The organism is Serratia sp. X10 (genome assembly GCF_017811775.1).
Classification (GTDB): Bacteria; Pseudomonadota; Gammaproteobacteria; order Enterobacterales; family Enterobacteriaceae; genus Serratia; species Serratia ureilytica.
In genome coordinates this window covers 281593-293629 of the sequence record NZ_JAEIOH010000004.1, presented here as the reverse complement: position 1 = coordinate 293629, position 12037 = coordinate 281593, and the positions used below count along the sequence as shown (strand labels likewise).

The 12037-nt window shown below is 60.7% G+C and carries 11 protein-coding genes and 1 pseudogene; 2 read left to right on the top strand and 10 right to left on the bottom strand.

Annotation, left to right across the window (positions count from 1 at the left end):
- Positions 1-5: 5 nt before the first annotated feature.
- Genes J9788_RS15670 through J9788_RS15650 form a run of 5 tightly spaced genes read right to left on the bottom strand, consistent with a single transcriptional unit; the run spans position 6 to position 5384 of the window.
- Positions 6-1256: a phospholipase D-like domain-containing protein gene (locus tag J9788_RS15670; protein ID WP_182265238.1), complete on the bottom strand. Its 1251-nt coding sequence runs from the start codon at positions 1254-1256 to the stop codon at positions 6-8.
- Positions 1249-1899: a MotA/TolQ/ExbB proton channel family protein gene (locus tag J9788_RS15665; RefSeq protein ID WP_016929215.1), complete on the bottom strand. Its 651-nt coding sequence runs from the start codon at positions 1897-1899 to the stop codon at positions 1249-1251. Before J9788_RS15665 ends, J9788_RS15670 begins: the two co-directional genes overlap by 8 nt.
- 46 nt (positions 1900-1945) lie before the next feature.
- Positions 1946-4189, bottom strand: coding sequence for a TonB-dependent receptor (locus J9788_RS15660; protein WP_182265237.1), 2244 nt, complete (start codon positions 4187-4189; stop codon positions 1946-1948).
- Between the two features lie 39 nt (positions 4190-4228).
- A complete protein-coding gene (locus J9788_RS15655; RefSeq protein ID WP_046898042.1) occupies positions 4229-4975 on the bottom strand; it encodes an energy transducer TonB in 747 nt (248 codons plus the stop codon).
- Position 4976: 1 nt separating this feature from the next.
- Positions 4977-5384, bottom strand: a complete 408-nt coding sequence (locus tag J9788_RS15650) for a biopolymer transporter ExbD (protein WP_021504179.1) — start codon at positions 5382-5384, stop codon at positions 4977-4979.
- A 492-nt stretch (positions 5385-5876) separates the two neighbouring features.
- On the opposite strand from J9788_RS15650, the gene J9788_RS15645 reads away from it, so the two are divergent.
- A complete protein-coding gene (locus J9788_RS15645) occupies positions 5877-6179 on the top strand; it encodes a hypothetical protein (RefSeq protein WP_004933246.1) in 303 nt (100 codons plus the stop codon).
- 176 nt (positions 6180-6355) lie between these two features.
- On the opposite strand, the pseudogene J9788_RS15640 reads toward J9788_RS15645, so the two are convergent.
- From J9788_RS15640 to J9788_RS15630, 3 genes and pseudogenes are all read right to left on the bottom strand, one after another.
- A pseudogene (locus J9788_RS15640) lies at positions 6356-7273 on the bottom strand (L,D-transpeptidase family protein); the annotation flags it as partial.
- A 233-nt stretch (positions 7274-7506) separates the two neighbouring features.
- Positions 7507-8382: a helix-turn-helix domain-containing protein gene (locus tag J9788_RS15635; protein ID WP_182265236.1), complete on the bottom strand. Its 876-nt coding sequence runs from the start codon at positions 8380-8382 to the stop codon at positions 7507-7509.
- 10 nt (positions 8383-8392) lie between these two features.
- On the bottom strand, positions 8393-8770 hold the full coding sequence (locus J9788_RS15630; protein ID WP_046898040.1) for a hypothetical protein: 378 nt from the start codon (positions 8768-8770) through the stop codon (positions 8393-8395).
- Positions 8771-8890: 120 nt separating this feature from the next.
- On the opposite strand from J9788_RS15630, the gene J9788_RS15625 reads away from it, so the two are divergent.
- Positions 8891-9712 carry a helix-turn-helix transcriptional regulator gene (locus J9788_RS15625; protein WP_182265235.1) on the top strand — a complete coding sequence of 274 codons (822 nt, stop codon included), beginning with the start codon at positions 8891-8893 and terminating at the stop codon, positions 9710-9712.
- A gap of 36 nt (positions 9713-9748) precedes the next feature.
- Here J9788_RS15625 and J9788_RS15620 read toward each other — a convergent pair whose 3' ends face one another.
- Both J9788_RS15620 and J9788_RS15615 read right to left on the bottom strand, forming a co-directional pair.
- Complete coding sequence (locus J9788_RS15620) at positions 9749-10885, bottom strand: porin (protein WP_182265234.1); 1137 nt, start codon at positions 10883-10885, stop codon at positions 9749-9751.
- A 372-nt stretch (positions 10886-11257) separates the two neighbouring features.
- Positions 11258-12028, bottom strand: a complete 771-nt coding sequence (locus tag J9788_RS15615) for a 3-hydroxybutyrate dehydrogenase (RefSeq protein ID WP_046898037.1) — start codon at positions 12026-12028, stop codon at positions 11258-11260.
- Between the last annotated feature and the right edge of the window lie 9 nt (positions 12029-12037).

The window sequence follows — 12037 nt, the reverse complement described above, 5'->3', positions numbered from 1 at the left end:
GACCGTCAGGATTCGCCGCCCGGTTTGGGCGTCGGGTAATCGTAATCCAGCTTCAACGGCTCGGCGTAGACGCTGTCCCACAGCTGTTGGTACAGCCTGTCCAACCGCCCGCTCATCGCCGCGCTGTGCAGCACCAGCTCCAGATTGCGCGAGTTGTCCAGATAGCCGCCGGTCCAGTTGCTGGTGCCCACCCAGGCAATCTCATCGTCGATGGTCATCAGCTTGCTGTGGATCACCCGGGCAAACGGGATGAAGCCGCTGCTGGCCGGCGGAATGGTCACCACCTTGATCTGCACGTTCGGCACCAGCGCCAGGCTCTTCAGCCAGGCGATATCCGGCTTTTTGGTGTTCCAGTTGGCTACCATCAACTCGATCTGCACGCCGCGCGCCGCCGCGCCGCGCAGCGCGTTGTCGATCACCGCATAGAAGGGGCGACTGCGCTCCGGGCCAAACGACAGCGGCGCGTAATCCATTACCTGCACCCGCACCCGCCGCTTGGCGTCAGCCAGCAGACGCGGCAGCTCGGCCTGCGAATCGAGCACGCCCGCCGGGTTGTAGGCGCGCGGGCTGGCCACCAGATAGTTGCCCTGCGGCTGCGCCGTCGGCGGCGTATTGGGCAGCGTCGGCACCGGCTTATCCTGCGCCAGCAGCGCCTGCGCCCGCCAGTCCTGTTCGAAGATCGCCTGGATCTGCCCCACCACCCTGGCGTCGCTGATGCGCAGCCCGGTTTCGTGAATATGCTCCAGCGCGCGCCAGTCGAAGTTCTGGCTGCCGACGAACGCCTGCTCGCCGTCCACCAGCAGATACTTGGCATGCAGAATGCCGCCGCTCAGCTTCTGGTATGGGATGATGCGCAGCTCCAGATGGGGGATCGCCTTCAGCTGTTCCAGCGTCTCGGCGGTGGAGAGGCGAATGCCCTTCTCTTCCAGCAAAAAGCGGATTTTTACCCCGCGCTCACCGGCCGCCTTCAGGTGCTGCAGCACGCCGTCCAGCAGCGAACCGTCCTGATTCGCCACGTAGAACTGCCCCAGATCGATGCGGGTTTTCGCCGCGTCGAACATCTCGCGCCATACCTCGGCGGTGTTGCGCAGGTCGTCGGCCTGCAGCGCGGTTTCCACCGGCGCGGTGTACACCAGCTCGTAACCGGGAATCGCAAAACGCGCCGCAGCGCTCTGGCTCAACATCAACAAACAACCGCTCCACAATGCCGTATAAAGGCGGCCTCTCGGCCGCCGTACTGGATGGCCATTAGGCATAGCGCGGCGCTCCGCTGTCAACCCATTGTTCGCCGCTGCCGCTCTCCGGACGGCTGGCCGGTTGACCGGCGCGGATCAGCAGCACCTTCAGCAGTTCGTTGATGCGCTCCATGCGGCTCTGCAGGAAGTTGTTGGCCACCAGGCACAGCAGCGCGATGGCGATACCGAGACCAGTGGCGTACAGCGCGGTGCCCATCCCGGCCGACACCAGACTCGGCTCGGACACCCCCGAGGCGGCCAGCGCCTTGAAGGTTTCGATGATCCCCATCACCGTGCCCAGCAGCCCCAGCAACGGCGCAGCGGTGACCACGGTTTCCAGCAGCCACAGGCCGCGCGCCATCGGCGGCTTGCTCAGCAGATACTGGGCGTCGATCAGATCGCCGATCGCCTCACGGTCGCCGGCGCGGTGTTTCTGCGCCAGCACCGGCGCGATCACCGCCATCGGCAGGCTGTTGCGCTGCGTCAGCGCGTCGGGCAGATCGGCCGCTCGGCGCACCTCCGGCGTCAGCGCCTGCTCCAGCCGGCGCGCCTGACGCTGGGTGTAGGCGAAGTACAGCGTGCGTTCGATGATGATCACCAGCGCGATCGCCAGCGCGGCGTACATCACGTAGAAAATAATGTCGTGCAACAGATTGGCGTCCATACAGGGTTCCTCTTCCCCGCCGCCGGGCAGACGGCGGGGCATTCAGTTAAAAGGTGGCTTCCAGCGAGACGCTGAAGGTGCGTTCTTCGCCGACGTTGTAATACGGGGTGCTGGCCTTCACGCCGCCGTAGGGCGCCGCGTTGAAGGTGGTGGTGCGCACCGAGGTCAGGTATTCCTTGTCAAACAGGTTGCTGATGCCAAAACGCAGCGCGGCGCTTTTGACGATTTTCTTGTCCACCGGCAGATGCACCCCCGCCGCCAGATCGAACACCGTGCGCCCGCCGATCTTCTCGTCGTTGGTCAGATCGCCATAGAACGCGCTGACGTACTTGCCGCTGACGCTGCCGTAGTACAGGCCGTCGTCATAACCCAGCGTCATGTTCAGCAGGTTTTTCGGCACGTTCGGCACCTCTTTGCCGGAGGTCGGCAGCGGCAACCCGCCGTTGCTGACGATGTCGCTCTTCTGCTTCGATTGGGTATAGGTATAGGAGGTGTAGTAGTTGAAGTTATGCGGCAGTTGGCCGCTCCACTCCAGCTCCAGCCCTTTGTTCTCCACGTTGCCGATGTTCATCATCTCGTAGTCGCCGGCCGCGTTGGTGGTGGAGATCTGGCGGTCGCTGTAGCGCATGTAGAACAGCGTGGCGCTCAGCAGCATGTCTTCCTGTTGGAAGCGCCAGCCCAGCTCGTGGTTCCAGCTCAGCTCCGGCTTGGTGCTTAGCGAATCGCCGACGTTGTACAGCACATAGTTCGGCGGCGTGCGCATGTTGCGCGTCAGGTTGTAGAACACCTGGTTTTCCTGATTCACCTTATAGCTGGCGCTGAAGTTCGGCAGGAATTCGTGATAGGTGGCTTTGCGTTTCTCCGGCGCGTTGTACAGGCTGCCGCGATTGTCCCCTTTACGTTCCACGTACTGATAGGCCAGGCCGCCGACGAAGGTCCAGTCCGGCGTGGCGAACCAGGTATCCTGCAGCCACACCTTCTGCGCCGGGGTGATGGTGTACTGGTTGCGCCCCTGAACGGTGTTGCCGTTGGCGTCCTTCACCTGATCGGAACCGCCCGGCGGCCCCCAAATCTGCGACGGGTTGCCGTCGCCCTTGATGCTGATGAACGGCTGGGTCTGCAGCTGGCGCGCGCGCTCATACCAGTAACCGATATCCAGACTGTGCTGATCGTTGATGTCCCACTTCAGCTTGGTGGTGATGCCCGGCCGCCAGGTCTGCGTCCACGACGGGCGGTAGTAGGTGTTGGATTTCAGGTTGCTGAGATCGTATTGCCCTGCCCTGTCCGACGTGCTGGACAATACCGACGCGGTCTGGCCGTTGAAGCTGCCGCCGTTGCCCCAGTAGTAATACGGTTGCAGGGTCAGCGACAGGTTGTCACGCAGCTGCAGCTTCTGGGTGAACGACAGCGTGAAGTTCTCGAACGGGTTGCGCTCAAGCTTGTAATACTTGTTCAACTGTCCGCGGCTGTTGTACTCCGGCGTGGTGGCATAGTCGGTGTCGCGGCCGTCGTTTTGGAACTGCGCCTTGCTCAGGGTGTTGTAGTTGGTGTTGTTTTGGCGGTTGTACTTCATCACCAGATTGCTGCTGTTGCCGTTGCCGTCTTCATACAGCGAGTTCATCTCGAACTTGTCGGAGTACAGCCGCCCCTCGCCGCGCCACTTCTTCGCCTCGGTGTGCGAATAGGAGAGCCAGTTGCTGAAGCCGTTGTACTCGCCGGTGTCCAGGCGGGCGAAGGTTTTGCTCAGGCTGTTGCTGCCCAGCGTTTGCTTGACGAAACCGCCGAAGTCTTTCGCCGGGCGGCGCGTCACCAGACCGATGTTGCCGCCGCTGGAGCCGATGTGCGGGCCGTCCGCTTCGGAGGAGCCCTGGGTGACGAACACCTCCTCCAGGTTCTCCGCATCGCCCAGCAGGTTCGGGTAGACCGCGTAGTTGCCGGAGTCGTTGATCGGGATGCCGTCCATCGACAGGCCGATCTGATCCGAGTTCATGCCGCGCATGGTGTAGTCCACGCCGCTCAGGCCGCTGGCGTCATTGCTGTTGACGTTGAGGCCCGGCGTGAACTTCAGCTTGTCGATGGCGTTGGCCGCCGACGGCATTTTATCCATCGCCTCTTTGGTGACGGTGGAGCGCGCTTTGGCGCTGTCGTCCTGCACCATCATGCCGCCGCCGAGCGACTGCCCCTTGACGCTGATGGTGCCGACATCGGTGGCGTCGGCCGCCAGCGCGGCGCCCGGCAGCATCGCCGACATCACCGCCAGATAGATCCCAGAACGATTGAACGATTTCATGGTGTGCATCCCTTAAAAATCAAACGATTAACCCTTGCGCTAAGGCGCCTGATAATTGAACGTCGCGGTAAATCTTTTGGTTGTTTGCCCGGCGAACGCGTCGCTCGGGAATGGCTTCACTGAACTGATGCTTTGCAGGCTGCTCATCGCCGCGCGATTCAGCAGCATGCTGGCGGCTTTGTTGGCGATGCCGGAAGAGACCACCCGCCCGCTGCGATCGACCTCCAGCCATACCTCGACGTTGCCCTGCGGGCGCTCGAGGGAGGCCTGACGGCCGGTCGGGTAGCGCTTGCGCTGTTCCAGTTCGCGGCGCAAGGCCAGCAGATAGCCGTTTTCAATCGCCTGCGCATTCACCTTCGGCGCCGCCGGGGCGGCCGGTGCGGGTTGCGCCGCCGGTTTACTGACCGGCGTGCGCGGCGCGGCGGGCGCCGGCGTCGGTTTAGGCTTTTCCACCGGTTTGGCTTTCTCTTTCACCGGCTTGGGTTTGGGCTTCGGTTGCGGTTTCGGCACCGGCTTGGCTTCCACGATCGGTTCCGGCGCCGGCACCACCGGTTCGGGGATCGGCTCCGGCTCGGGCGGCGGCGGTTCGGGCTGGGGGTCCGGCGGCGTTTGCGGTTGAGGTTCAGGCGCCGGTTCAGGCTCCACCAGCGCCAGTTCGATGGCGGTTTCGTCGTAGCGCGGCTGGATCTTCAGCGCCGCCTGCTGGCTGGCGAATAGCAGGCAGCCGGCGACAATCAGCGCCGGCAACCAGCTGAAAAGATGACGTGAGCGATAGAGCAGATACATGTCACAGCTTCCGTGTCGCGATGGAGACGGAGAAGAAACCGCCCTGGCGCAGGTTATCCATGACCGCCACCAGCCGCTCGACCGCCACGCCTTTGTCGCTGTTGACGATGATGGTGGTGGTCTGGTTGGCCTGCTGCTGTTGCTTGAGCGTCGTGACCAACGCGTCGAGCGCGATCGGCTGGCCATCCAGCTGCAGCTGTTCGTCGGCCCCCAGCGTGATAATCGCTTTCTTCTGCGGTTTCAGCTGTTGCGCGCTGCCGGCGGACGGCAGCTGCGTTTTCAACCCGAGCGCCGGAATGACGTTCAGGCTGATCAAGACGAAAAACACCAATAAAAACATCATCACGTCGATCATCGGGATCAGTTCGATGTGCGCTTTGTTCTTTTTCGGTTCGTTCCAGTTACGCATGACACTCCCTCACAAAAGCGAAGCAGCCAATATAGGAGGGGTTTGTTTACCTTTTGTTACGCTTGTGTGATCTTATTTTCACAGTGCGGATTTTTTGCGAGAATTTTTTCAATGACTGACGACGGCAAGGGCTATATAACCCATTAATTAGCGATAGTTTTTATCGGAATAATTGCAATGTGGGCCTAACGCCGTGCGGATGACGAGACAATAAATGTGAAAATAGTGACAAGCTGCGCCCACCGGCGGCGGCTTTGCCTCTCACCTTCCAGCGATATCTGCTATTTTTCCCAAGAACATTCCCAATCCCCCTCTTTAAAACACTCGTCAAAAATGAATGCACCTATATTTAACCAAATAATACCCGTCATTGAATAGAATATTGCCAATCAAATATCAGCTGTTATATTTTTAAAGTGAAATAGCGCTACAGCGTTATTTTAGAATTTAATTAAACCCACTAAGTCACCCTTTTATTTATAAGGATTGTATATGAAAGTACTTAGTCAATATGAAGAACAGTACGTTAGCGGTGGCGATCTGAACGCGGCCTGGGATGGGCTGTTGGACGGCGCCATGACCGGCGCGCTGATCGCAGGCAAATCCGCAGGCGCAGGCGGCTTTATTGCCGGCGCGGTCGGCCAATTGGTCGGCACCATCATCGGCGGCGTTGCAGGCGGTGTGGGGCTGGGTCTTTATGGCCTGACGCATACGCAGCAGGAAGTGGCCGACTACGCGAAACATTTCCGCGAGACGATCGGCTCCACCTCGACCTCGGTCGGCGGCAGCCTGTAATAGAAATAAAATGGCCGCCGGCGCGGCGGCTATTTTATTTCTGACGCGCGGGGAATAAAAAAACCGTTAATCCCGCAGACGCGCCCGGCGCAAATATCCTGACAGCACTTCGGTTCATAAAAAAAGACGCCCGCAGGCGTCTTTTTTATCGCGTTCACTGAAGCTCTGGGCAATCAGTTCACTTTCACCGGCATGCCGGAACGGGCCTTGATCGCCGCGTCCACTTCGCTCTGGTTGACGCCGGCGTCCATCAGCACTTTGCCGACCGGCGCGGAAATGGTCAGCGGCACCGGATCCTTGGATTGCAGCTGCTCTTCGTTGGCCGACAGCGGGTTGTGCACTTCCACGTAGCGCGAGCCGTCCGGTTCGACGGTGGCCTTCATCGGTTCGTTGATGAACTGCACGCGGGTGCCGACCGGCACGTTCTGGAACAGGTACTTGATGTCGTCGGCACGCAGGCGCACGCAGCCGTGGCTCACGCGCAGGCCGATGCCGAAGTTGGCGTTGGTGCCGTGAATGGCATACAGACGGCCGACATACAGCGCATACAGCCCCATCGGGTTATCCGGGCCGGCCGGGAACACCGCAGGCAGGATCTCGCCGTCAGCCGCGTATTCGGCGCGCATTTTGGCGGTCGGCGTCCAGGTTGGGCCGTCTTTCTTGCGCTGCACGGTGGTGGTCCAGTTCAGCGGGGTGTCTTTACCCAGCTGGCCGATGCCGATCGGTAGCACCACCACGGTGTTGGAACCTTTCGGGTAGTAGTACAGACGCATTTCGGCGCTGTTGATGATGATGCCTTCACGCGGCGCGTCCGGCAGGATCAGCTGTTGCGGGATGGTCAGGGTGCTGCCGGCCTTCGGCAGGAACGGATCCACGCCCGGGTTGGCCTCCAGCATGTTGCTCAGCCCCATCTGATACTGGGCGGCGAAGCTCTCCAGCGGCAGTTTGCTGTCTTCCGGTACGGTGATTTGGATATTTTCGCCCACCAAACGGCTGTCTTTTGGCGGCAGCGGGTAGACGACGGCGAAGGCAGCCTGGCTGAATGCAACCAGTGCCGTAAACAGGGTTAATAACGCGCGAATGCTCATTTTCATCTTCGTGTTGGTCAAGGCCACTGGCGATTATGGGTATTGGTTTCTACGGCCACTTTGCCCCGTTGAATTTCAGCCGGCAGCCAACGGCGCTGCGGCCTGAAAAACCAGGGGGGATTTGACCGGATGCGCATTATATGTGCACATCAATCAAAGTGTGAACCATTACCGATGTAATATCGCAATTTTTTGTAACCTGACGCGCCACGAAGGCGATTTTCTGCGAGAACCGCCGCCTAACTGGCGGCGGCCAACGCCTCCGCCCGCCGAATGGGGATCAGATATTCACAGCGGATCGCCGCGCCGCCAAGCGGGCAACTGCCCTCCTGCGCCGGGTAGAACCGCTCGATATCCTGCCCCGGCCGGCGGATGGCGTTCATCAGCGGCATGGCGGTGTCATACAGCCGGACAATAAAGTTTTGTAACCCTTCCGCCTGCCCCTGATAGGTGAAACGGGCGTATTCCCCCTGTTCGATGGTCACCCGTTCCCCCACCGCCCCTTCGTCCGGCAAAGCGGCGGTATACGCCATGCGCGGGCAGCCCCGACGCTGCCGGTCGACCTCCAGGCTGGTAAGGCCATACATCACTTCGGGCAGCGTCTGCGGCCGCAGCAGTTGCCGCCAGGCATGGCGACGCAGCTCGCATTTGGAAGCCGCCAACTGCCCCAGCGTAAAGCTGCGACGTTGCGTGTTGCCCACCAACTGCATGGCGGGCAGCGTCACGATATCGGCCTGCGGCAATGGCGCTTCGGTCAGGCGCAGCGGCGGCTGCAGGCCATAGCTCGACCAATCCTGGCTGCGACGATAGCTGGCCGGCGGCAGACCGAACTGCTTGCGGAAGCAGCGGGTGAAGGTCTGCTGCGAATCGAACTGGTACGTATCGGCGATGCAGGCCACGCTGGTGCCGGTCAGGCGCAGTTCACGCGCGGCGGCGGTCAGCCTTCTGCGGCGCGCGTAGGTGCCGAGAATATGGCCGGTATGCTGCTTGAACATCCGCTGCAAATGCCACTTGGAGTAGCCGGACCTGGCGGCGATGTCGTCCAGCGTCAGCGGCTGATCCAGGCTCTGCTCGATCCAGGCCAGCAGCTGTTCAATCACCTGTTGCTGGTGCATGGTGTTCCCCTTATTTTAACAATAACGTCTGCGCCAATACCCGCCCTGCGGCTTCATCGGCGGCCACCAGTATCGGATAGCCCCAGAATTTGGCGCCGTATTCGGCGAATGCTTCCGCCGCCGCGCGTTTGGCGTCGTCCGGTTCCAGCATGACCATGCCTTTCGCCCACCGCTTCAGCGCCGCGCGGTTATCGCGCTTCCACAGCGCCACCTGAGTGCGAGCATCGCGGTCATGTTCTTCTCCTTCATCGCCGACGCTGCGATCGGTCATCAGGACAAAAGGCTCGGCGCGCGCCAGCAGCGCGCTGAATTCAGCCAGCTCGGCCTGGGTATCGCGCCCGTTTCGGCGCATCCACACCAGCGGAAAATCGGCGGTATCGAGTGACATAATCAGTTTCCTCGCGAAAGGGTTTAGGACTGGCGCTTACTTTATCGGCACCGGCGCTAGACCACATTGCGCAATCAGGACATAATACTTTTCAATTACGCCAAATTGAGAATTGTTCTCATGAAAGTCCAGATCCCTCGCCGCAATCTCGATATCGATCAGGTGCCGCGCCCGCTGTTCGCCGTGCAGAGTTCCACCATCGAGCAGGACTGGGAAGTCGAGCCGCACCGTCATCAAAAGGCGCAGCTGATCTATACCGTGCGCGGCATGATCCGCTGCGAAGTGGAAAACGGCCTGTGGCTGGTGCCGCCGCAGTGCGCGCTGTGGATGCCGGGCAACATGTTGCACAACGCCCAGGGCGCCGGCTCGAGCGAGGCTTACTGCCTGTTCGTCGATCAACACGTCGTCGCCGGCTTGCCGCAGAGTTGCTGCACGCTGTCGGTCTCGCCGCTGCTGCGCGAACTGCTGCTCCAGGCCACCACCTTCGAACCGCTCTACGACGAACAGGGCGCCGAAGGGCGCCTGACGGCGGTGTTACTGGATCAGCTGGTGGCCGCGCCGATCGAGAATCTGCATCTGCCGGTATCCGACGACGCGCGCATCCGGCAGTTGACCGAAGGCATGCTGAGCTGCCCGGCGGACAAATCCACCCTCGGCCAGTGGGCGCAGCGCATCGGCATGAGCGAGCGCTCCCTTAGCCGCACGCTGCAACAGCAGATGGGCATGAGCTTCGGCCACTGGCGGCGTCAGCTGCACGTGATGCTGGCGCTGCAGCGCTTGACGCAGGGCGAGAGCGTACAGACGGTGGCGCTGGATCTGGGTTACGAAAGCGCCAGCGGCTTCGTCACCATGTTCAGAAAGGCGGTGGGCAAACCGCCGGCGCGCTACCTGGCGGAACGCAACGCCGCCGGGCAATCTCCGGGCGGCGCGATCAGCATGTGAACGGCCGGCGCCCGCGCCGGCCCGGCAAGAGGCGGATCAGAAGTCGTAGAACACCGTTATCCAGGTGGAATCCGGCTCGTTGTCGCTGCTGTTGGCCAGCGTGCGCTCCACATACACCGACAGACCGTAGCCGATGGTGGTGCCCGCGCCGAGGTAGACGTGGTTGGCGTGATACGCCTCGTCTCCTTTCAGCCGCAGCGAGTCCGCCGCGACGTAAGGCTGAACGGATTTGAGGAACGGCTTATCGATATTGAAGGTGTAACCGACGAAGCCTTCCAGCCCGTAGCCGTCACCGGCGAAGAAGTGCGACAGCGTGCGCTGGCGGGTGCTCGGCACATAATCTTTGTAGTAGCTGGCGGTGCCGACGATGTACCAGCTGTTCGGCTGCCAGGTCAACGCGGTGCCGGACAGCTGCTGGTGATAATCCTTTTCGTTGTACAGATTATCTTTGATCTTCGCGTCGGTATAACTGTAGGCGGCGCTGAAGGTGAAATCCTTCGTCACCTTATAATCGAAGCCCAGCCCGCCACCGCCCTTGCGGCGGTAAATCAGGTTATCCGCGGTGTGCAGATCGTCTTCCGGCAATAAATAGTTGGCGTACAGCGTCACCGGCCCAAAATCATTGGTGTACTTGATGCTGTTTTTCGGTTTATTGCCGCCGTCGTAGTCACCGGAAATACCGATGCCGGTGCCGCCCGCGTGGCCATCGTTATCCCAGACGTCGCTTTTGATGCCGACCACGGAATAATAGATGCCGTATTGATGGCCGTAGGTCAGGGTGCCGTAACGATCGTCTTTAAAACCGGCGTACAGCTGGCGCTGATAGTCGCGTTTGCCGTCCTCATTGTAGTGCCCGTCCCAGCTGAGCGCGTGCGCCAGATCGACGCCCCACTCGTAATAGCCGATGATCGAGGTGTCCTGCGTCAGCGCATAGTCGCCGCTGAAGCGAAAACGCGTGCCGCCGTCGTGACCGTTTTTGTAGTAACCCGGCTCCGGGCCGTTATTGAAGATCCACTCGGGGCGAATGCTGCCGCCCACCTTTAAACTGAGCGGCGCCAGCAACACATTGCTCTGCGGGTTTTTATCCAGAATGGTGATCTCGGCCTGTGCCCCGGCGGATAACGCCGACAGCAAGACGCCGCCAATGAATATTGGCGTTGTATTCTTTCTCATTATTACCCCTGCCCGAAAAAAATTATTGTTATAAACACGGTGGTCTTAAGCCACGCGGAAATAATTACCCGATGTGAACAGCGCACGCAAGATATAAAAATTCACGTCATAATCTGCCATTATTTCGGGTTGGATTTATTTTCAGCAGAAACGTGTTCACCTGTAACACGGAGAAAAATAATGTAATAACCGCAGCACGAAATAAACCAATCCGCATCTTTTACCCAAAATAACCCGGCGTGATTATCCGGGAATAAAGATAGCAAATAACAAATAAATATTATTGCCGCAGGTAAACCGTCACGCGATGGAATTAATTAAAGGCGGGAAATAACGACGGAGCACGTTGCGCGCTCCGGGGAAATGCCCTCACTACTGCGCCAGCCAACCGCCGTCCATGTTCCAGGCGGCGCCGCGCACCTGCGCCGCCGCGTCGCTGCACAGGAACAGCGCCAGTTCGCCGAGCTGCTCCGGCGTGACGAACGCTTGCGATGGCTGCTTCTCCGCCAGCAGCTCATCGCGCGCCCGCTGCGGATCGATGCCGGCGGCAATGCGCTTGTCGATCTGCTGCTGCACCAGCGGCGTCAGCACCCAGCCGGGGCAGATGGCGTTGCAGGTGACGGGCGTGCGGGCGGTTTCCAGCGCCAGCGTCTTGGTCAGCCCCACCACGCCGTGCTTGGCCGCCACATAAGCCGACTTGTCTTTCGACGCCACCAGCCCGTGCACCGACGCCACGTTGATGATGCGCCCCCAGTTGCGTTCGCGCATGCCCGGTAGCGCCAACCGGCAGGTGTGGAACACCGCCGACAGGTTGATGGCGAGGATCGCGTTCCATTTCTCTACCGGGAACTGATCCAGCGGCGCCACGTGCTGAATGCCGGCGTTGTTCACCAGAATGTCCACGCCGCCGAACTCGCGCTCGGCATAGTGCATCATGTCCGCTATCTGGGCCGCATCGCCGAGATCGGCGCCGTGATACCCCGGCGTGGCGCCCTGCCGGGCAACCTGCGCTTTCGCCGGTTCCACATCGCCAAAGCCGTTGAGGATCACGCGCGCGCCGGCGGCGGCCAACACGGACGCTATTCCGAGGCCGATGCCGCTGGTCGAGCCGGTCACCAGCGCGGTTTTGCCTTGTACACTCATGGTATCGCT

Bases quoted from the DNA above. Each gene is read 5' to 3' on its own strand.
- J9788_RS15670 (WP_182265238.1), bottom strand. From the start codon at position 1,256: ATGCCTAATGGCCATCCAGTACGGCGGCCGAGAGGCCGCCTTTATACG.
- J9788_RS15665 (WP_016929215.1), bottom strand. From the start codon at position 1,899: ATGGACGCCAATCTGTTGCACGACATTATTTTCTACGTGATGTACGCC.
- J9788_RS15660 (WP_182265237.1), bottom strand. From the start codon at position 4,189: ATGAAATCGTTCAATCGTTCTGGGATCTATCTGGCGGTGATGTCGGCG.
- J9788_RS15655 (WP_046898042.1), bottom strand. From the start codon at position 4,975: ATGTATCTGCTCTATCGCTCACGTCATCTTTTCAGCTGGTTGCCGGCG.
- J9788_RS15650 (WP_021504179.1), bottom strand. From the start codon at position 5,384: ATGCGTAACTGGAACGAACCGAAAAAGAACAAAGCGCACATCGAACTG.
- J9788_RS15645 (WP_004933246.1), top strand. From the start codon at position 5,877: ATGAAAGTACTTAGTCAATATGAAGAACAGTACGTTAGCGGTGGCGAT.
- J9788_RS15635 (WP_182265236.1), bottom strand. From the start codon at position 8,382: ATGCACCAGCAACAGGTGATTGAACAGCTGCTGGCCTGGATCGAGCAG.
- J9788_RS15630 (WP_046898040.1), bottom strand. From the start codon at position 8,770: ATGTCACTCGATACCGCCGATTTTCCGCTGGTGTGGATGCGCCGAAAC.
- J9788_RS15625 (WP_182265235.1), top strand. From the start codon at position 8,891: ATGAAAGTCCAGATCCCTCGCCGCAATCTCGATATCGATCAGGTGCCG.
- J9788_RS15620 (WP_182265234.1), bottom strand. From the start codon at position 10,885: ATGAGAAAGAATACAACGCCAATATTCATTGGCGGCGTCTTGCTGTCG.
- J9788_RS15615 (WP_046898037.1), bottom strand. From the start codon at position 12,028: ATGAGTGTACAAGGCAAAACCGCGCTGGTGACCGGCTCGACCAGCGGC.